This is a genomic window from Streptomyces canus (assembly GCF_030816965.1).
GTDB classification, from domain to species: domain Bacteria; phylum Actinomycetota; class Actinomycetes; order Streptomycetales; family Streptomycetaceae; genus Streptomyces; species Streptomyces canus_E.
Genome location: NZ_JAUSYQ010000002.1, coordinates 8894870 through 8914197, shown reverse-complemented (window position 1 = coordinate 8914197; position 19328 = coordinate 8894870). Strand labels below are relative to the sequence as shown.

Below are 19328 nucleotides of genomic sequence, written 5' to 3'. Positions count from 1 at the left end.
GAGCCGATGCCGATTCGGCTCCCTGCGGAACTTTGGCGTGCCTGGTTAAACGACGAGGACGTTGTCGCACGGTTCGAAGTCAAGCGTTACGTCAGGTCGGCGGATCAATGCTGGCCGTGGTGCCACGCCGTCAGCTCTACCGGCCACGGTTCCTTTCATGCCGCGAGCCTTCCTGGACCGTCCCGTCGTGGAACCGTGCCGGCTCATCTGTTCGCCTACCAACTCGCCAACGGAGTAATAGACCGCACTGGCTGGACCGCTGCCGAGGACCCTGTCGTGTGCCACACCTGCGACTTCCATGGCTGTACCAATCCGGCCCATCTTCGGCTCGGAACGCCAGCGGAGAACCGTGCGGAGTGGTCGCTGCGAAGGCGCAATCCCCACGGCCCTCTTGCAGATACGCGTGGGGCGGCTGGGCGGACACGTGCCATCGCTCAGGCGATTCGTGCCGGGCTCGAAGCGGGACAGTCGCCCGAGAGGATCGAGCAACTCATCCGGGCTGCAGAGGAGGCAGGCCACCCCCTCACCCTCTGGTGAAGTACTGCGGGCGCCGTTTCTCCCGGCTGCCGATCAGTGGAGACCGCACCGAACTGCGGGCAAGGTCGGCCGCCCTTTCCCTCTCCGCCCCTACGTCGCGGAGAAACACTGACCGTCCTGCCCGACGCTCCGTCCGACGGCCCTCCATCTCTCTCTTCGTGGGAGGGATTGGGGGCCGATCTCCACGGCATCCCACCACACCTGGCCAGCCCGGCACCCGACCGCGCCCCGTGGTGACGGGCGGACAACAGGTTCGTTGTCTCGTGACCGACGTCTGTTGAGGCTTGCTCAGGGATCAGTGGAACCCAAGATGAGTCAGTTCAGGCTGTGAGCGTGAGCCACGGCAAACGCCGCTGCCTGCGCAAGGGAATCTGCAACGGGTACGCCGCTGCGGCGGAGAATGTCTGGGTGCGTCAGGCCGCCGGCGTAGGGCACGGGGTGAACCTGGTTGGCCAGAGCAGCCCGGACATCATCAACAGCATCACCGATGAGAACGATCGGGCGGTTCCCGATGGTCCGTTGCAGCATCGCCACGTGCTTCGCGAGAGGCTGTCGCTTACTCCTGGCGGAGGGTCCCGTACGTCCGTCGACGCGCAGGAACAGGGAGGCGATGCCCATGTCGGCGATGTGACGGGTCAGCCCATTGTGGGCGCTCAGCGACAGCACGGAATGGCTGCAACCGCTGCGGATCAGCCTCGCAAGGAGGTCCTCGGTGCCAGGCACGAGCTGGGCTGGCGGTCGTCGGGAGTGGAAGGTCTCGAACGCCATGTTCGCCTGCGTTCGCTCCCGATCGGTCAGAGCGCGACCGAGTATCGCGGCACACAGGGCGGGGGCCGATGTGGCGAAATGGCGCCGGATAGTGTCGAGATCGACCGGCTCTGTGCCCAGCGAAGCCAGGGCTGCGTTCACTGCGCCGACCTGACGCTGGACGTCGTCGGCGAGCGTGCCTCTCCATCCCCACACGAGGTGTGGCCGGTTGAAGTTCCGTGGCACGGGACGTGCCTTCCTCTCTTGATCAGGTGAAGGGTAAGGCTCTGTTGTTGAAGTTTGAGACATTCACCGATGCCGGATTTTGTGAAGATCCGCCATGACGGCCTGGATACAGTGGTAGTCCTTCTCGATCGCCCCGGACCTCGCATGCGCAAGGACGATCTCGCAGGCCTCCCCGCCGGGCAGGGTCGGCGCACTCCTGGAGATGAACGAGCTCGGGTCCACGTCTACACACGCCGTGGTGGGCAGTGCGGCAAAGGTCTGCAGCAGCCCCGGCCCAGGTACACCTCCCTGCGGAACGTTCACGTAGATACGAGCCACGCGGTAGCGAGGGACGTATCTACCGCTTCGGTAGGTGGAGAGGGCTCCGTCCAACGTTGCGTCGATCGGGTCGAGCCCCGATATCTCCCACACGGCCTCATCGGCACGCGATCGGTTGGTGACGACGCTGGCGGACAGCAGGACCGGGCCGCGCTCAGGATCGAACGCGACGTGGCATGACATCGGCCCCGATGCCACGCCGAGGGCGTCCAGAGCACTGCACACATACAGGGACAGCCGACGGGCCAGGAGATCGTGCCGGTGGAGTAGGTCGGTTCGGGCGAGCAGTCCCGTTGGAGCGTGAAGGTGTGCCCAGATGCCGGTAACAGCGTGCTGAGGACCGTCTGGGCCGAGCCGCGTGACGCTGTCGACCACGTAGTGCCGCCCCTCCACTAGCTCTCGCAGGACGAGGGAGGCGTCCCCGCTGTGGCGGTAGGCAGACTCCTGTAGCTGCGGCCAGACAGCTGTGATCTGCTGCTTCGTAGAGCAGATAACCGGCCGCCCAGGCACACCGATCGCGGCGGAGGCCAGCTGGTAGGCAGACGCCTGATGGCAGTCGGTCCAAGAAAGAGCCTCGGCGACGCTGGCGGTGCGCAAGGCGCGGGGCGCGGTAATCCCTGCCTGGGACAGGGCTTCTGCCTGAACACCGCGGTCCGTTCGGAGCTGGGTCGATCCAGGGATGCCGCTGCCGGGGAGTCGGAGTTGCCAGGCGATCCGCTCGGCCAGCTCAACGCCTACCGGGCTTGCGGCCACCACGGCATCGACTCCGACCGTCCGCAGCTTCTTGACGGTGCGACGCAGGTCTCCGGCGTACTCGATGACGTCGGAGTATCCCTCGTCGGGCGCAACACCGCTGTATGCAGGAGGCCGTGCGTCAAAGCCCAGGATGACCGCGACGGCGTCGCGTCCCCGCCGCGCCAGCACGTCAGCGTAGCCGGAGCCGGCTTGCGGAGCGATGACCGCGACGGCCGTCGTCCCAGCCGTATAGGGGGCAGGAGCCGCGACTGCAGCGCGGGCGATGGTCATCGGGCAGCCTCCAGGGCAGATCGATGCGGGGCGGTGGTAGAGATCACCGTGTGCAGCTCGTGATGTGGGCGGGGCGGGAGATACGGACGGAGAGGTGGTCGGCGACCAGGTCGAGTCGTTTCGCGCAGTCCGCGGCCGTGGAGCCGGTGACGATCCAGTGCGCGATGCGGTCGTCGATGCTGGCGCGCGGTGGCGCGGTCACCTGAGTGCCGACGTCGCGCGTCCAGACGAGCCGTTCAAGCCACAGCTGATCTTGTATGGCTCCGTGTAGGTCGAGCTGTGCGACGTAGCCGGATTGGCCGGGGTACAGGAAGCCGATCGCGGCGGCTTCCGAGCGGGTCGGGGTCAGGTCGGGTATGTCGCCTGCGGCAAGGGTTGCCAGTGCCTGGGGCAGGTTGACGCCGGTAGCCCGTTCGACGAGGAGCGGGATGAGGTCTCCTGCGGGTCGGCCGTTGACCTCGATCACCCGGGGACCGTCGGTGGTTATCCGCAGCTCGATGTGCAAGACGCCCCGGGTGAGCCCGAGAGCCTGCACTGCTCCGGTCACGATGTCGGCGAGGACGGGGTCGGTGAGCAGTGGGTCCGCTGCGTCGACGCTGTGTGCGATCTCCTGGAACTGCGGTTCGGGGCCCAGGGTCTTGCGGGTGATGGCCACGATCTGCAGCTGCTCCGGGCCGAGGACCACGGTCTCCACACTGATCTCGGGACCGCGCAGGTATTCCTCGACCAGGGCGCCGGGCACGGACCAGGCCTCCAGGCCCAGGACGCTGTCCACCAGAGCACGGTGGAAGGCCGCGCGTACGTCCTCGTCGCTGTCGGCCCGCAGGACTCCCGCGCTTCCAGCCCGGCCTCGCGGCTTGACGACGACGGGGTAGCCCAGTCGGCGGGCGATCTCCACCCCCTGGTCGGCGTCCTCCGCAAGGAACGAGCTCGCAGAGGGGACCCCGTGCGCTGCCAGAAGGCGCCTCGTGGTGGCCTTGTCACGGCAGGCAGTAGCCGCTGATGGGGAGTTGCCCGGCAGTCCGAGTTGGTGTGTGAGCCGCGCCGTGAGTTCGACGAAGTGCTCCATGTAGGTGGTCACGCCGACCACACCGAGCTGGACCGCGGCAGTCTTGAGGAAGGCCTCCGCGGCCTCATGGTCGCGCAGGTCGACGGCCGCCTGGGCGGCCAGATATGGGCGGGCCCAATTGGGTGGGGCCTGGTCGACGAGCACCACAGGTCGGACGCGGGCGATCTGGCGCAGTACGTACTCACGGAATTCGGGTGCTCCGGCACCCAGCAGCAAGATCGGGCGGGCAGAGAGGTCTTGCTTGCCGGACGACTGCGCATCGGTTGCGCTTGCCTTCATTGCGGTGCGGCCTTTCACATCGAGGAACCGGGGGCTGCTCTGTGCGGTGTGCGCAGTCGTCCGCAACCTCATGACGAACCCCCACTGGCGGAAGGCCAACGCGACGCGTACGACCCGAGCCCAGCCGATGGAGCAGTAGGTCGAGCGAGTGCGAGGCCGTACAGCCGGCCGGCGGTCCACCACCGCGTGAGTCCCAGCCCCGACAAGGCCAGTTCGCGCCGCACTCCCTGTTCGCGGAACTTGGCCGACACCTCCGTCCGTATCTCCTCGCCGACCGCGAAGTCGACCGCCAGGTCGAGGGCGGGAATCTTGACGGTCTGGACTGTGCGGGACCGCAGCCGCATCTCGATCCACTCGTTGGCCGCGTCCCACCGGGCCACGTGATCGAAAGCATCGAGATCGAAGTCGGCGCCAAGCGCACGGTTCACGACGCCGAGTACGTTCTTGTTGAACGCCGCCGTCACGCCGGCCGCATCGTCGTACGCGGCGAGCAGCACCCGCTCGTCCTTGACCAGGTCGGTGCCGAGCAGGAGTGAGTCGTTGGGCGAGAGCAAGGAGCGTATGGACGCCAGCAACGTGGCGCGCTCGGATGGCAGAAGGTTGCCGATCGTGCCGCCCAGAAACGCCACGAGCCTTGGCCCGGGCGTGCCTGGCTGGACCAAGCCCGCTGTGAAGTCGGCGATCAGTGCGTGGACGTTCAGACCGGGCCGCTGCCCAACCAGCGCGTGTCCCGCCTGGGTGAGCGCGCTCTCGCTGACGTCCACCGGCACATACGTGTCGAGGTCGGGCATGGCGTCCAGCAGGTGCCGCGTCTTCTCGGACGAGCCGGAACCCAGCTCGATCAGGGTGCGCGCGCCGGTCGCCGCGGCGATGTCGGCGGATCTGGCGATCAGCAATTCGCGCTCGGCACGTGCGGGGTAGTACTCAGGCAGCTCGGTGATCTTCTCAAACAGCTCGCTGCCGTGTTTGTCGTAGAACCACTTCGGCGGCAGCGTCTTCGGGGTGCGGGTAAAGCCGCGCAAAACGTCGGCGCGCAGGGCCGCATCCGTGGCTTCCTCGGGCAGGGTGCGGGTGATCAGGAATGGGCTCACAGAGTGGGCTCCTTGGCGCGTTCGGGGTCAGGCGTGGGCGGTAGCGAGTGCAGGAACGTCGGGTGGAGGCGCCTTCGGGCAGTGCCGAGAATGAGCGCGCCGGCAGCTGCTCCGGCGGGGAGGAGGAGCTGTGTTTGCGTGATGCCTGCGGCAGCTGTGCCGATGGCGCACCCGATGTCCAGGGCGGCGACCAGAAGGGCGTGGGCTTCCGTGGCGTGTCCAGCCGGTGCGAACGTGCTGGTCATGACGAAGGCCGCGCCGAGCAGGGGGGCCATGGCCAAGCCGGGGATCGCTGCGGAGTACAGCGTCGTTGCGGGGCTTTCTGCGACGATCATGGGGAGCCAGCCGACGGCGAATCCGGCTGACAGGACGATCAGGTGCCTGCCTGCGCTTCCGCGCCAGGCTCGGGCCCCGTAGGCAAGCCCGCCCAGGACAGCCCCGATCGAGAGGGTCGCAGGCAGGCCTCCGGACAGTTGCGGGGCATCGAACTGATCAGCCGACTGCACGGCCAAGGGGGTGAGGGCACCGATGGTGACTCCGACACACGCCATCGCCGCGTACAGCACCCGCAGGCTCTGCGACCGAATCGGCCCGAGCCAATCGGGTTGGCGGGCAGCGGAGTTGGCGCCGACGGCGCGGGAGGCTGGCGTGCAGACGAACAGGGCGGTGCCGATGGCGCCGACGGCAGCGGTCGCCACGAGGGCGCCGGAAGCCGACGTCGCCGTGGCGATGGTGGCCACCAGCAGTGGTCCGACGACGTAAATGAGCTCCTCAGTCGCGGAGTCCAGGGCCAGCGCCACCCGCTGATGGGCAGGCGACGGCATCATCCCCCCGGCACCCCACAACGTTCTGAGTGCTGGGTCCAGCGGCGGCCGTGTTACTCCCGCGACCACCACAGCGGCCATCGCCCACCAGGCCTCCGTAGGCTCGGTGGCCAGGGCGAGGAAGGCCGTACCGCTCAGGGCGGCGCCAGCGGTGAGCGTTCGCCTCTGGCCGTACTGGTCGACCAGGCGGGCATAGCAGGGGCCTCCGATGGCGTTGGCCACCAGGTACACCGCGGCAAGTAGGCCGGCGGACGTTCCGAATCCGGCTCCGTGATCGGCGCTGAGGAGAATCGCCAGCGGGGCCATGCCGGTCGGCAGGCGCCCGATGAGCGTGCCGACAAGCAGCCGCGCCACGTGGGGCACCTGCAGGACGTCGCGGTACCGGACCGTGGGGAGTGATCTGCTGGCGGGCGTTCGCCCGCGTTCCAGTACCGTCACGGCTGCCGTGCCTGGACCTGTCCGCCGGTGATAGCTGGCGGCGAATCCGGCGCAGTGGCCGCGGGGTGGAAGGACTGCTCCCATCCGGGGGTGTTCCACCAGGCGCTGTGGGCAAGGCATCGCAGGGCCCAGCCCATGGCGCCGACCTGCCCGTTGAAGAGGTCTTCGTTGGTGGCCGCGGCGAGATCTCGCTTTTGATTCCACTCGGTGTAGAGGTCGAGCATTCCCGCCGCGAGTTTCCTCTCGGCAAGGCAACCTGTGGCCTCGACTTCGGCGAGGCGCCGGGCAACGAACTGCGCGAATCTGGCGTCGCGCTCGCGGGCCCAGTTGTCGTCGGGAGGTAGGGCCGTGAACCGAAGCCTCGTCTGCCTGTGTGTCCCGTTCAGCATCGTCTGACGCGGCGTCCTCATCGCGAGTCCACCAGGTGTGTGTCGCATCGTGCGTCGTACTCCTTCTGCAGCGGTGGGATGTGACGGTGTGTGGAGGGCGATCCGCCTTGCCGGTCTGCACGTGGTCGGCGAGTAGGCGGCGATTCCGGGGCAGCTGAGGGAGCACAGGCGATCGGCCCGCGGCTCGTGACGAGCCGCGGGGTGGTGTTGCAGGCCGCGACGGCGCGGCCCTTCACGCGTAAGTCCGTGGTGTGCGTGACGGGCGGTGCAGGAGCGCGGCCAACGGCAGGCAGAGTGCTGCCCCGAGGAGTCCGGACATGAGGGTCGTCACGGCGACGAGGTGGTGGCCGCCGTGGGCGAGGGCCCATCCGCCGAGTGCGGGGGCGCACAGAACCGCGGCCGCGAGCGTGGTGCCCCAGATGCCCGCGTAGACGCCTCGGCTCGACGGCGGCGCGATCCTGTTGAGGACATCGGTGGCGGCGACGAAAGCGATGATCTCGCCTGGTACAGCCAGCGCCGCGGCTGTGCTGTATCCGATGGTCGAGGACGCAAGTCCTGCGGAGCCCATCCCTGCACCGAGGCTCAGCCCGCTCGTGCCGAGTAGCCCCACCATGGGGTCGGGGCGCCTGGCGCGCCGCACGAGCCAGGGATTGAGAAGCGGCGACAGTCCGATCACGGCGGCGGCGCTGGCGACCTGGGTCCATCCGTAGGCCGTGGGCGGCAGGCCGTCCTGGGCCATCATCATCGGGAGCACGGAGAACAGGGCAGCGACTGGGATCAGCGTCAGAAGGCTCGCCAGCCACAGGAGCCACAGGAGGGGGTCCGTAAATGCTTCCTGATGCCCTTTCGGCCTGAGTGCCTGTGCCGGGGTGGCCGGTGGGATGACACGAAGTACGACGATGGCGAATGCGGCGCACACGAGTGCGTTGCACCAGAACAGCGCCGGGATGCCGATCGGCCCTGCGAGGGCTCCGCCCACAAGCCCGGTGGTGGCGGCGCCCAGGTTGACGGCGAAGTGCCTCCAGCCGGTGATGCGGGCACGACCCGGTTCGTCCGGGATGGTGTCGGCGACAAGGGCAGACACGATCGGGCGGGGCGCGTCGTAGACAAGGCCGGAAAGGGCAGCGGCAATGCCGAGGGCCATCGGGGTGCGTGCCTCGGCGAGGAGCGGGAAGCTCACCGCGGCGAGCGTCATTGCGCTCGTGAGGGTGGCCCGGCGGCCGATCCGGTCGGCCAGCCAGCCGCACAGCAGTTGGCCGGTGAACCAGCCGACGCCCCATAGCGCCAGGACCGTGCTCGCAATCGCAGTGTCCAGATGCAGGTCATCCAGGCGGTAGGGCAAGTACGGGTAGACGAATCCCGCGGCGCGCACGGCGAATGTCCCGATGAGCAGCGCCCAGATGACCGGAGGCCACCGTTTCGGCGCTAGGGACGGGGATGACTTGATCGGTGTCTGGGCGGATGAGGTGATCGCGGGCACAGGGACTCCAGTTAGCCGAGGGGCTGCTGCGGCGCCTCACGGCACGGGGGTGGGAACCGGAATGAGTGGTCCGGTCAGCTCCCGTCGTCGCGATCAGTCCTTGCGTGGGGCTGAACGCCTGTTGATGCCAGGGGCGTTGGGTTGGAGTCCCGGGGCCCGACTCGGTGTTCGGCTTGAGCCAGGTCACGTACAGGCAGCCGACTGCCAGGAGTCCGGACTGCTGGCCCAGGGCGGTCACAGCAGAGGAGTGCGGTGCGGTCGAACGTCACGGATCGCACCGCGCCATTAACCGACGGCTCTCGTTCTCGGCGGTCGAACAGGGCCTGCAGGGGCGTGCCAGGTGGTTCGCGGAAGAGCTGGGGCCGCCGCTGCCGGAGGCGCGCGAAGGCCTTCAAGCGAGTGGTACGCCGGTGTCGAAGGATGTCCACGGATGTCTCCGTACGAAGTGGAGGCGAAGCTTCTCGGCGGCTGTTACCGGTCTCTGCCGTGTCACGGGCCCGGCGGCCGCATCACGGGTGCCGTGCACTGCGATGCGCGGTCGAGATGCGGGGGCTGGACGGCGGAGGGGCGCCACCGCAGCCTGCGGTGGCGCCCCTTGGGGAGCCGAGGACCGTACGGGGGGTGGGTCCTCGACTGGTCTGGCCTGCGAGTCAGAACGCGGCAGAGCCGGCCCGGTCTCAGTGAGTGCGCCGCAGGTGACTTACGGGCGCTTCGGGTACGCCGGGGGCGGGGAGACCTCGTAGGGGTTGACGCAGTAGTAGATTGCGTACCCGCGCACGCGCTTGCCGTCCGATCGGCGTGTCACGGTCCCACGGGAGTACCAGGTCTTCTCCTTGACCTTGTAGGCGAACTGGTCGACCCGGACCTTGTCGCCCTTGTAGCCGATGCCGACCACCGTGCTGCCCTTGCTCGGGCTCTTGTGGAACTTCACGGCACTACACGACACCTTCATGGTCCCGGTGTCGTACGCCTGCGCCGCCGGCGCAGCGGCCAGGCCTCCACCGGCGATCATGAGGCCGAGTGCTCCTGCCGCAATCCTGCGGCGGTTCAGGACGATCAAGGTGGTCCCCTCACAGATGCTCGGGCGGCATTCCTGGATGCGGGGTCATCGGAGCGCGTCCGCGCCCCTCCCGAATGGCAGTCGGCGGGCATGAGAGCGCCACCGCCCTCCACATCCATAAACACCTGTAGATGACAGGCCTCGACCATAGCTGTCGATCCTCGACGGGTCGACCCCCTTTCATAAACATATGGAGAGGATCAGAGGGATAGCGAGCGGGACTGTAGAGCACTCCATCGCGAGCGCCGCCGGGGTGCGCCGCCGGTCGGAGGTCAGAGCAGGCCCTCCCACTAGTCCGATATGTGCTAGATTCACCTAAACACCTGTAGAGAAAGAGGTAAGGGCAGCCTGCGGCTTCTCATCCTGTGAGAGGGTCACAGGAAGCACGATCCACATCGGTGGACTAGACCTATCTGCGGGCTCAGAGCTGCAACGCGAGAGCGCTTGACGCGACCTGCCCGCGAAGTGATATTCACGTGCGTGGATGGCGACAGGGTTCGCGTATCTTCCGCATAATGATCAAGCCACACAGGAGAGGGGGAGGGGCCGACGATGCCCGAAACCGGCGGTGACGGCGCCAACGAGCCGCCGCGCACGCTCGCGGAGAAACTGTCACGGCTCCGTGAAGCACGCGCGCCTGAAGGCGGGAGGCCGCCATCCTGGGACGCGCTGGCAAAGCAGATCGCCGACGCGACCGGCGTTGCAGTCTCGGGCGCCTACCTCTGGGAGCTGGGAACCGGCAAGCCGGGGACCAACGTGACCCTGAAGCACCTCAAAGCCTTCTCGGAGTTCTTCGGCCGTCGCGTCTCCTACTTCGTCGATGACGAGGTGGCTTTCGAGGACGACGCGCAAGCGCAGCTGGCCCTCCTGGAGCAGCTGCGGCGTCTGGGCGTCAAGCAGATCCGGCTGCAGAACATGGAGGGCGACGCCGGCCCGGAGGCGGTCACGGACCTCCTCGGGCGGCTGCAAACGCTCGACATTCTGCGTGACACAGATGTCCGGGACATCGCCCTACAGGTGACCCGCTTGACGGCTGAGCAGCGTGAAGCCCTCGGCAGCCTCGCCAGTAAGCCCTCACTACTTGATGCTCTCCCCCGCACGATTGGCCTACTCGAAGCAGCGACTGGGCTCACTGACGAGCAGATCACTTCGGCCACCTGGGCCCTTGGCCAGCCCGACGCCTTCCAAGCCCTCCAGGACGAGGGCGTATTGAAGATCGCGCGACAGTGCCACGAATTGCTGCCGTCGAGCAGGGACGCCGTCCTGTCCATGATCGCGCAGCTTGGGCGCCTGGAAAGCGGCAAGGCATAGGAGTTGGGCCGTCCCCGAAGGGACGGCCCCCACACTCCTGACCCTAAGCGGCGTCGCCGCCATCGCGGTACGGACCCAACCGGAGGTATTCCGCGATCAGTTCACGCGGAAGTAGGGGCATCAACCGGCTCGCTGCATCGAGTGTCATCTCGTCCGCTTCTTCCACTGAGCCAGCCTCTAGCACTGACCAGCCCTGGAGATCATCCGAACCTGCGGAGACGGGATGAAAAAGCACGGTTCCGTCCCCAGTAGCGAGCCATATCCCGCTCGGAGCATCCCGCTCGCTCTCCTCGCCGCGGCCGGCGAGGACCTGTCCCCGTTTCCGGTTATGCCGGATCTCACCATTTTCGGCAGGATCCGCGAATTCTTGCGGATTCAGGGATTCCGCGCCTCGCGGCCCCCTATCCAGCACTCCGTTTCGATTTTCCCGCCGGTTCCCGCCCGGCTCCGTCATCGCTATCGCCCCCGCGGTCTATTCTTTCCTTCTGTGCATTGCGCGACTGCGGCTCATTCCCCGATAAGTACACGCGCTCTTCTCCCGTTCGATACGGGGTGACACTTTGCTCGGTCCAGAAAGCCCGGCCGCCCCCCTGGTACAGGATCCCAGGCGCGGCAGCGTCGAGCCATCCGGCGCGCGGTGTCCCGGTCGATGCGGACGATCGCCCTCCCCGCGCTTTGATTCCTACCCTTGCGAATATGCCTTCGTCAACGAGGAAACACAGAGAGTCGCGTACAGCACCTATCTTTCTCACGTGGTGAGAAACGAGCCTCTCAAACGCATCTCATGTGGTGAGAAACCGGTTCCCCTTCTCATCACGTGAGAAACGGAGGGGTTTGCAAATGCTTTACGGAAGAGTCAACTCCATCGCATAACCTGGAAAGGCAGACATACCAAGATCCAGCCCACAGGGAGAAGTGTGCGCGCCATCAGGATGGAGCAGTTCGGTGGTCCGGAGGTGCTACAGGTGGTCGAGGTCCCCGACCTTGAGCCACGAGGCGCCCATCACCTCTTGCAGGTGAGCCGTGCAGGGGTGAACTTCGCCGATATGCATGTGCGGGGAGACGACTACCTGGCCCCCGTGACGCTGCCCTACATTCCGGGCAACGAGGTGGTCGGCCGCACGGCAGAAGGCAAGCGCTTCGTCGGGCTCACCCAGGGCGGTGGCTACGCCGAGCAGGCCCACGTCCACCGCCGCACTTCGTGGGAAGTACCCGACCACGTGAGCGATGAGCAGGCAGTCGCCCTGTGCCTGCAGGGCAACTCGGCCTACCACCTTCTGCACACCGTCGCCGATGTGCAGAAGGGCCAGACCGTGGTGATTCCGGCCGCTGCGGGCGGCTTGGGCTCCATTGCCGTCCAGTTGGCCAAGGGCATCGGCGCGAAGGTGATCGCGTTGGCGAGCACCAAGGAAAAGCGCCAACTCGCTGAAGACCTCGGTGCGGACGCAGTCGTCGACTCCACCAGCGAGAACCTCACCGAGGAGATCAAGGAGGCTGCGGGCGGCCCGGTCCAGGTCGCGCTAGAGATGACCGGCGGACCTACCTTCCACTCCATCGTCGCCGCCCTCGCCCCGCGCGGCCGGCTGGCTGTGTACGGATACGCGTCGGGCCAGACGACGGACGTGTCGACCAAGGTGCTGATGGAGCGCTCAATCGGCGTCATCGGATTCTGGCTGCCGTCGCTGTACAGCGACCGGAGCGCACTGCCCACCAGCATGAACGCGCTTTTCGACGCCGTGCGGGACGGCTCGCTGCGCCCGGTCCTCGGCCAGGTCTACCCGTTGAGCGAGGCAGGTGCTGCCCACGCTGCTCTGGCCTCTCGCACGCACACCGGAAAGCTCTGCCTGGATACCGTTCAGGGTAGTTAGAACCTCAAGTTTTCCTCAAATTGCCATCCGTCTGGAACACGAGTGCGACGTGAGACGTCGTTCAACTAGGCGTCCATGTGAGGGACTCGGTGGGCCGCACTCCGGCGGCGAGCGCGGCCCACCCGACGGGAGGTAGCGGCTGCATGACCGGCAACGAAATCTCGAACACCTCTGAGACGGGATCACGCCTCGTCGACAGATTCATGCGCGTCCAGAAAGCCTTCGCTCAGCTCGGAGGCGAGGTGCACGGCACAGGCGAGATAGCCAAGGCGGCTGGCCTGGACGACTCCACGACCTCCCGCATCCTGCAGTCCGGCGTCTATGGCGGCTTTTTCGAACGCATTGGCCATGGCAAGTACCGACTCGGTGCCACTGCGGCGCACCTCGGCATGCACGCGCTCGCCCACGCACCGGCCAAGGACGAAAGCACGCACGCGAGCCTGGAGGAGCTGCGCGAGGCGACCGACGGCGGCCTGGTCTTCCAATACATGCTGGCACCTTTCGGGGGCGCCCAGCGACAGTGCATAGACATGGCCGTGGGCGATTCGGACCTGGTGGAACTCGGTATGACCGCCCTCGACATCCTGTCCATCACACGCTCGCTCCGTACCGGAGCCAGCGGCCGGACCATCCTCGCCTACCTCCCTGATGCCATCCAGGAACTGGTTCTGGCCGAACCGATTCCGGCCGAAGCCGGTCCGGGCGTCTACCGCGACGACGATGAGCTCCTCGCCTCGCTCGCAGACGTCCGCGACCGCGGCTACGCCCTCGGCTACGAAGAGTGCATGCCCCTGTGGAACTCGTGCGCGGCGCCCATCGTGTGGGGTGAAGCGATCATGGGGGCTGTCCTCTTGCTCAAGCCCGCGACGGTCATGCCTGAGGCACCCGGCACGGTGATCGAGGCCACGAAAACAGCCGCCTCCAAACTCAGCAACAAACTGAGCCATCTGTCGGAGCCCATGGCCATGATGCTCAGGTCGTGACAGCTGAGCGGACTGCACCAGAAATCGATGCGCCGACCGGCAAAGCTCATCGCTAGGGTGGAACGCATGAGCGGACATCAGGAAGTTCACTCCGTCGCTCGGGTTGCGGCCACCCTCCGGACGGTACTGGCAGGGTTCCGCCAAGGGGGCGAGGGAGCCCTCCCTCTGTTGGTCGGAGAGCAGGAGGGCGGCGAGCCGGAGGCTGTCGTCCTGCCCTACGACCTGTTCGTCGCCCTGTGCCGGGGATTGGAGCGAGCCGAGGATCTCGACCTCGGCGATCTCGCAGCGAACCGGCTGGCCGATGCTCCGGCCCCTGGAGAGGGGCTGACCACGGAAGCCCTGGCCCGTCTCGTCGCCGAGGCGCAGCCCGAGGACGCCGATGACCTCCTCCGGGCCGGCGGAGCGTCGGCGCACGAGGACTGACGACGGTAGGACGGAGAACTCGTGGTGGCGTCCGACCCCTATCGGGGAGATCACCTGACCGAGGTTGGCGCCGACATCCTGAAGCTGAAGAGCTCGCAATTGCGGAAGCTGGCCGTCATCCGCATTGCGCAGCTGACCAGCGGTGAAGCCAAGGGTGAACGTTTGGAACGCATGCCCGACTCCTGGCCGACGGAACTGAGGGACTGCTGGAAGCTGTACTTCGACGAGCAGGAGAATGACGTAGGCCGACGGCTCAACCAGGCCGCGCCCCGCTATCGCATCGTCTACCGCTTCCTCGATCCTGTGCCCGACCCCAGGGATCGCGACCGGCGGCCACGCCTGCAGGTGCTCGCGGTAGGGCCCCGCTACCAGGCCGAAGCGTACGAGCGAGCCGTCTCCAGGCTCGCTCAACCTGCGGTAGCCGGAGAGCGCTCAGTCCAGCCAGCACGCCGGTCTCCTCAGCGTCGCGAGCAGCCCGCTGGGGAACGCAGGAGGCGAGCCGCCCAGGAAGACCAGAGGCAACAGCCTCATCAGAACCCGGCGCGCCCGCAGCGCCAACGCTAGTGATCGTCCCCCCGGTCGCGCCTTCTGCCCGCTGGCGAGTGCCCGGCGTGAAGCGGCAGACGAGTCGAGCTGTACGCCGGATTCTGTCACCCGGTCGCCTCACGGCGGCCGGGGAGACGGCCATCCATCTAGGGCCGACGTTGCCGCCAGCCTCATGCGGTCTACCCGCGGACTCGGGCGAGCAGCCCTCGAACGTCCGCGCAGGAGCACCTGGGTGCTCCCTCTTGACCTTGCTCCGGGTGGGGTTTACCTAGCTGCCCAGGTCACCCTGGGCACTGGTGGTCTCTTACACCACCGTTTCACCCTTACCGGGGACCGAAATCCCCGGCGGTCTGTTTTCTGTGGCACCGCGGGTCACCCCGGGTGGCCGTTAGCCACCACCCTGCCCTGTGGAGTCCGGACGTTCCTCGGCGGGACGCATTGGTCCCAACGCGACCGTCCACTCGGCTCGTCTGCCGCGCTGACCATTTGTAGAGGACTGAACCGCTGGCCCGCGCCATTCGGTGCCAACCTCATGAACTGTGGTCAGGTAAGCCGGGTCGCGTTGCCGAAACCCTGCCCTCTCAAGACCGGACGTGCGGGGTCGCAGGACAGACCGAGTCGCGCTATGTTCGAACACACGAGCGAGTAGCGTGAGGCGATAGAGGCTGCCGCGCCGATCCCGGAGGAGGTGCCGGGGTGGCGGGAGACGGTGACGAGCCGTACAGGGCTGTGGCTTGAGCTGCTGTGGGACGGCCAGCGGGAGCGGACGGAGATCCTTGAGGTTCTGGACCTGCCCGGCCACCGCGCACTGCTGACCATCGTGAACACGCGCCGCCCCGGCATCCGAATGGCGTGGGTCTACTGGGATCCCGACGGCATGCGCCTCATCAACGAATGGCACAGGGGGGCGTCCGCGACGGCCGAGACGGAGCAGGACGAGGGGGACGCACACCGTATCGGCGTCGGGGAGATGTCCGACTGCTTCACCGGCGACTGGACCACCTTCCAGCCACACCGCGACGTGGAGGTGCGCGCCGGAGGCCGCTGGCACCGCGGCCAGTTGCTGTGCCGCTACCACGGCCCGACCGAGGACCGGGCCGTAGTGACAGTCGAGGTGCTGTTCTGGGAGCCGGACTGGCAGACCATGGTGACGTACAAGCGGATGTACCGGTGGGACGCGCAAGCGATCAGATCCCCTGACGCTGACCAGCCAAAACCAATCTAGACTCGAACACGTGAACGAAGCCCTTCCGACCCGACTAGAGCTCCTGCACTTCGCGCGTCGCGTGGTCGTGCAGCAGGCACGGGCGAGCCTCGCGCAGCTGGATGCGTGGATCGCCGCAGAGGAGCGCAGGGAGGCGGAGCGGCGCACGGGCGAGGCGCAGCGCCCGCCGCCGCCTGAGTGGCTGGTGGAACGGGGCATCGGCGCGGGGAGTCCGCCGACGCGTATCCATCGGGGCGGCTGCCACATGGCGCAGGGCGTCCGGGTCAAGGCGATCTCGCAGGAGCAGGCGAAGCGGGCGCTGTACGCGGACGTGGAGTTGGCATGCCCTCACTGCAACCCGGACACGGAGCTGCGGGTGATCCCTGGCTAGGTCGGCAGGCGGTGCAGCCGCGGAGGTCGGAGGCTGATTGTGTGAAGTTCCCCGTACAGGTGGCGCTCGCTGAGCTGGTTCCCCGGCTGCCGGTCGGGCCGAACTGGTGGTACGAGGTCAAGCTCGATGGGCACCGCACGGTGCTGTGGCGGGAGACGGGCACGGTGCGGCTTCAGGCTCGTTCCGGGCGGGACGTGACCGCGTCATGGATGGACATTGCTGTCGCTGGGATGGAGCTGCCGCCGGGCGTCGTCCTGGACGGCGAGGCGGTCATCGTGGTGGACGGCAGGATCTCGTTCGAGGCTGCGCAGTCCCGCGCTTTGTCGTCGCCGTCGCGGGCGCGGCGCCTGTCGGAAGATCATCCGGCCCTGTACATCGTGTGGGATGTGCTCGCACTGCCGACGGGGGATGTACGGAGTCGGCCGTACGAGTACCGGCGCGGGGCCATGCTCGATGTGCTGGCGGGTCTTCCGTCGCCGTCACGGATTCAGGCAGTGTCGGCGACGGACGATGCGGAGGTGGCCGAGGTCTGGTCCGACTCCCTCCAGGGCACGGGTGTTGAGGGTGTCGTCGCAAAGCTCTCGACGTCGCCGTACCGTCCGGGGCGCTCCTCCTCGTGGAAGAAGGTGCGGCATTTCGAGACGGTCGATGCGGAGGTGATCGGCTACACGGGGCCGGCGGCACGCCCGCGCACGGTAGCGGTCCGTCTGCCGGACGGGCGTACGGCGCTCTCCCAGGCGCTCGGCGCGCCGCTGGCCGCGCAGATCGCTGGGCACCTCGCCATTTCGCCGGCTTCCGGGCGTGGCCGTACGGACACAGGCGAGGCGTACATGGCGGCATCGCCGGACCTCGTCGTCGAGGTCCTGGCTGGGACGTCGAGACACGCGGTAGTCACAGTGACGCGACTCCGCTGAGGGCACGCTGCCAGAGCCGTATCAGCCAGCAACGGACTTCACCAGCCCTGCCATGCACGCACGCTCATGACGGCCAGGGGTGTTGGCTTAGCAACTTCCTTGGCTGCAAAGGGGTGACCAAGTGCCTGATCCTCACTGTCTCCGACTTCGGCCAGGTCGCTCGCGCGAGTGAGGACGAGGTCCTTTACCGCAGTCATCGGTCCAGGTAGGCAGATAGGAGGAGTTCGGCCTCCGTGGAGAGCTTGGCGACCTTGATCTCGTCGCCGTCACGGTAGGTGAGGCTCCCCGGTACGTCTCCGACGCTCGGGTGATAGTCGCCACGGGACAGCGTGGTGAGGACTGTCGCGCCCAATCCCTCGCGAAGCGGAAGCGACATCGCAAGGGGGATTGCGAGGTCGACGGCGGGATCTGCGAGAGCGGCGTTGACGAACTCGCGGATCCCGTCGGTGGTCATCAACTTCTGCTGTCCGGTCACAGACCCAGTATCGGGCCTTCCGATGTCTCAACGCTTGGTTGACCGACCTGCACCCCAACGGCTACGCCCGTCTCCCGAGACGCCAACTGCGGCGCCCTTCAGCCGGCCCGCTGGGGAGAACCCTCACCGGCCCACGTCATGCACACATGTTGATAGACCCAAGATGCAGGAACGCTGTTTTCAGAGACGAGTGGCGACTTAACATAAACGCCTGTTGATGAGGTCGCCTTGCGCGGCCTGAGGTCGTACGCATCAAAGAGGGAGTCCTCGTTCATGACCGCGTTCCGCCGAACCGCCGCCATGACCCTGTCCACCGCTCTCCTCGCGGGGGGTGCGATAGCACTGGCGCCGACCGCGTCCGCTGCCAGCTCTCCCAAGTGCACATACAACGTGACCGACTTCACGGGGGTGGTGGATGGGGACGGAGTCAACTACAGGACCGGCCCGAGTACCGGCTACACGGCGAAGGGACGGCTCTACGACGGCGACCGCCTGCGTATCTACTGCGGCAAGAGCAACTGGTACTACAGCAAGTTGACCAAGCGCTCGAAGGGGGGCTTGGCCAAGGGGACCTCTGGCTGGATCCGCAGCGACATGCTCTACCAACTGGCCGGCTGAGCGACTCAAGGGAACCGATGCTGTGGGTCACGTCTGTCGCGTCGGACTCCCGGTTCCGATGTCGGTGCGGTATCAGACCCCACACGCACCGGGAAACCGCAGGTGAAACGCCCCCTGCTCCGGCGCATCGAGCTCTCGTCCCGAGGAATCCGACACGGGGCCAGACAACGGCCCGACGACACAGAACGGGACCAGCCGGAAAACCACTGGTCAGAACTGGTCCCCGGCACCCGCGGAGTCCGCGGAGTCCGCGCGAAATGTAGGCGCGTGCCGTGAGGTCATCCCGACCGACACGAGTGCCCGTAGCGCGACAAGTCCATCCGGAATCTACATCCGGGCGGCTTTCGCGGGACCGAACGACCGAGGCAGCACGGACCTGAAAGCTGCTACTCGGGCCACGAAATTCCGGCCTTGCATGCGGGAGTTCGAGCGCGCCAGCGCATCAAGTTTGCCTGACGGTCAGTCAGGCACCGTGCCACACCACCCGATCGGTGCGGCACCTCATCCCTACGCCTGGACCGGGCCGCATTCCGTACGCCTCCCGATCCGGCAAAGCCCAAGTAACTCATCTGACGAGAGGACTCTCATGACGCTCCGCACTCCTGCGCGTCTGGCCGCCTCGGCCGTGCTGGCCATATCGGTGACGGCCGGTGTGGCGGCGACGGCGACCACCGCCTCGGCCGCCCCTTCCAAGGTCGGCCGCAGCGCCTGTACCGAGTCGGTGAAGCTCAACACCACCGTCTCCACCACCGTGCGGTTCCGCACCGGGCCGGGGACCAAGTACACCGCGACCGGTCAGCTCGCCAAGAACACGCGGGTCTACTGGGACTGCAACAAGGGCTCGACCGGCAGCGGCAAGAGCTGGGGATACGTGAAGGTCAAGTCCGGCGTGCACAAGGGCGAGACGGGCTGGGTGGCTCGCATCTACATCAACACACCGATGCAGTTGGACTGACCCGCCATCCCGCTGTCCGGGGCGCTTGCGGCTGCGCGGCGACGGCCTGTGCAGCCGCAGCGAGAAACCGGCAGCAATGCGAGACGAAGCACACGCGACGGACTGGGACGCCGACGAGTCAGTTGGTCAGGGACGA

At 67.1% G+C, this 19328-nt stretch carries 18 protein-coding genes, 1 other RNA gene and 1 pseudogene; 10 read left to right on the top strand and 10 right to left on the bottom strand.

Annotation, left to right across the window (positions count from 1 at the left end; translation table 11 throughout):
• Window positions 1–852 precede the first annotated feature (852 nt).
• The 8 genes and pseudogenes from QF027_RS41555 to QF027_RS41520 all read right to left on the bottom strand — a co-directional run bounded on the left by QF027_RS41555 (window position 853) and on the right by QF027_RS41520 (window position 9456).
• The gene (locus QF027_RS41555) at window positions 853–1530 is read right to left on the bottom strand and encodes an HAD family hydrolase (protein ID WP_307080601.1); all 678 of its coding nucleotides are present in this window, start codon (window positions 1528–1530) and stop codon (window positions 853–855) included.
• 63 nt (window positions 1531–1593) lie between these two features.
• Entirely contained in the window at window positions 1594–2874 is a 1281-nt protein-coding gene (locus QF027_RS41550; RefSeq protein WP_307080600.1) for a hypothetical protein, read from the bottom strand.
• A gap of 43 nt (window positions 2875–2917) precedes the next feature.
• Window positions 2918–4222, bottom strand: coding sequence for an ATP-grasp domain-containing protein (locus QF027_RS41545; protein WP_307080599.1), 1305 nt, complete (start codon window positions 4220–4222; stop codon window positions 2918–2920).
• A 143-nt stretch (window positions 4223–4365) separates the two neighbouring features.
• Window positions 4366–5313: pseudogene (gene egtD, locus QF027_RS41540) on the bottom strand (L-histidine N(alpha)-methyltransferase); the annotation flags it as partial.
• A complete protein-coding gene (locus QF027_RS41535) occupies window positions 5310–6491 on the bottom strand; it encodes an MFS transporter (RefSeq protein ID WP_307080598.1) in 1182 nt (393 codons plus the stop codon). The gene QF027_RS41535 and the pseudogene egtD, both read right to left, overlap by 4 nt.
• An 80-nt stretch (window positions 6492–6571) precedes the next feature.
• On the bottom strand, window positions 6572–6985 hold the full coding sequence (locus QF027_RS41530) for a hypothetical protein (RefSeq protein WP_307080597.1): 414 nt from the start codon (window positions 6983–6985) through the stop codon (window positions 6572–6574).
• Between the two features lie 211 nt (window positions 6986–7196).
• Entirely contained in the window at window positions 7197–8444 is a 1248-nt protein-coding gene (locus QF027_RS41525; RefSeq protein ID WP_373432469.1) for an MFS transporter, read from the bottom strand.
• A gap of 700 nt (window positions 8445–9144) precedes the next feature.
• Window positions 9145–9456, bottom strand: coding sequence for a hypothetical protein (locus tag QF027_RS41520; protein ID WP_187827160.1), 312 nt, complete (start codon window positions 9454–9456; stop codon window positions 9145–9147).
• Window positions 9457–10056: 600 nt separating this feature from the next.
• Between QF027_RS41520 and QF027_RS41515 the strand changes: the two genes are divergently transcribed.
• The 5 genes from QF027_RS41515 to QF027_RS41495 all read left to right on the top strand — a co-directional run bounded on the left by QF027_RS41515 (window position 10057) and on the right by QF027_RS41495 (window position 14653).
• On the top strand, window positions 10057–10815 hold the full coding sequence (locus tag QF027_RS41515) for a hypothetical protein (RefSeq protein WP_187827151.1): 759 nt from the start codon (window positions 10057–10059) through the stop codon (window positions 10813–10815).
• A gap of 917 nt (window positions 10816–11732) precedes the next feature.
• A complete protein-coding gene (locus QF027_RS41510; protein WP_307080595.1) occupies window positions 11733–12683 on the top strand; it encodes a quinone oxidoreductase family protein in 951 nt (316 codons plus the stop codon).
• A 143-nt stretch (window positions 12684–12826) separates the two neighbouring features.
• Entirely contained in the window at window positions 12827–13666 is an 840-nt protein-coding gene (locus tag QF027_RS41505) for an IclR family transcriptional regulator (RefSeq protein ID WP_307080594.1), read from the top strand.
• Window positions 13667–13834: 168 nt separating this feature from the next.
• Window positions 13835–14089 (top strand): hypothetical protein, encoded by a 255-nt coding sequence (locus tag QF027_RS41500; protein WP_307080593.1) that lies wholly within the window; start codon window positions 13835–13837, stop codon window positions 14087–14089.
• Between the two features lie 21 nt (window positions 14090–14110).
• Window positions 14111–14653 carry a hypothetical protein gene (locus QF027_RS41495; RefSeq protein ID WP_307080592.1) on the top strand — a complete coding sequence of 181 codons (543 nt, stop codon included), beginning with the start codon at window positions 14111–14113 and terminating at the stop codon, window positions 14651–14653.
• Between the two features lie 56 nt (window positions 14654–14709).
• On the opposite strand, the gene rnpB is transcribed toward QF027_RS41495, so the two are convergent.
• Window positions 14710–15104, bottom strand: an RNA gene (rnpB, locus tag QF027_RS41490) — RNase P RNA component class A.
• 240 nt (window positions 15105–15344) lie between these two features.
• Here rnpB and QF027_RS41485 point away from each other — a divergent pair.
• From QF027_RS41485 to QF027_RS41475, 3 genes are read left to right on the top strand one after another with little or no spacing between them, the layout of a single operon-like run.
• Entirely contained in the window at window positions 15345–15860 is a 516-nt protein-coding gene (locus QF027_RS41485) for a hypothetical protein (RefSeq protein WP_307080591.1), read from the top strand.
• A 10-nt stretch (window positions 15861–15870) separates the two neighbouring features.
• Window positions 15871–16230, top strand: a complete 360-nt coding sequence (locus QF027_RS41480; RefSeq protein ID WP_307080590.1) for a DUF6233 domain-containing protein — start codon at window positions 15871–15873, stop codon at window positions 16228–16230.
• Window positions 16231–16289: 59 nt separating this feature from the next.
• Window positions 16290–17144: an ATP-dependent DNA ligase gene (locus QF027_RS41475; RefSeq protein ID WP_307080589.1), complete on the top strand. Its 855-nt coding sequence runs from the start codon at window positions 16290–16292 to the stop codon at window positions 17142–17144.
• 193 nt (window positions 17145–17337) lie between these two features.
• Here the strand turns inward: QF027_RS41475 and QF027_RS41470 are convergent, their stop codons facing one another.
• Window positions 17338–17619 carry a hypothetical protein gene (locus QF027_RS41470; RefSeq protein ID WP_307080588.1) on the bottom strand — a complete coding sequence of 94 codons (282 nt, stop codon included), beginning with the start codon at window positions 17617–17619 and terminating at the stop codon, window positions 17338–17340.
• A gap of 273 nt (window positions 17620–17892) precedes the next feature.
• On the opposite strand from QF027_RS41470, the gene QF027_RS41465 reads away from it, so the two are divergent.
• On the top strand, window positions 17893–18237 hold the full coding sequence (locus QF027_RS41465; protein WP_307080587.1) for an SH3 domain-containing protein: 345 nt from the start codon (window positions 17893–17895) through the stop codon (window positions 18235–18237).
• Window positions 18238–18823: 586 nt separating this feature from the next.
• A complete protein-coding gene (locus QF027_RS41460; protein ID WP_307080586.1) occupies window positions 18824–19192 on the top strand; it encodes an SH3 domain-containing protein in 369 nt (122 codons plus the stop codon).
• The last annotated feature ends 136 nt before the right edge of the window (window positions 19193–19328 follow it).

Coding starts and splice junctions, on each gene's coding strand:
- QF027_RS41550 (WP_307080600.1), bottom strand. CDS start 2,874: ATGACCATCGCCCGCGCTGCAGTCGCGGCTCCTGCCCCCTATACGGCT.
- QF027_RS41545 (WP_307080599.1), bottom strand. CDS start 4,222: ATGAAGGCAAGCGCAACCGATGCGCAGTCGTCCGGCAAGCAAGACCTC.
- QF027_RS41530 (WP_307080597.1), bottom strand. CDS start 6,985: ATGAGGACGCCGCGTCAGACGATGCTGAACGGGACACACAGGCAGACG.
- QF027_RS41520 (WP_187827160.1), bottom strand. CDS start 9,456: ATGATCGCCGGTGGAGGCCTGGCCGCTGCGCCGGCGGCGCAGGCGTAC.
- QF027_RS41515 (WP_187827151.1), top strand. CDS start 10,057: ATGCCCGAAACCGGCGGTGACGGCGCCAACGAGCCGCCGCGCACGCTC.
- QF027_RS41505 (WP_307080594.1), top strand. CDS start 12,827: ATGACCGGCAACGAAATCTCGAACACCTCTGAGACGGGATCACGCCTC.
- QF027_RS41465 (WP_307080587.1), top strand. CDS start 17,893: ATGACCGCGTTCCGCCGAACCGCCGCCATGACCCTGTCCACCGCTCTC.
- QF027_RS41460 (WP_307080586.1), top strand. CDS start 18,824: ATGACGCTCCGCACTCCTGCGCGTCTGGCCGCCTCGGCCGTGCTGGCC.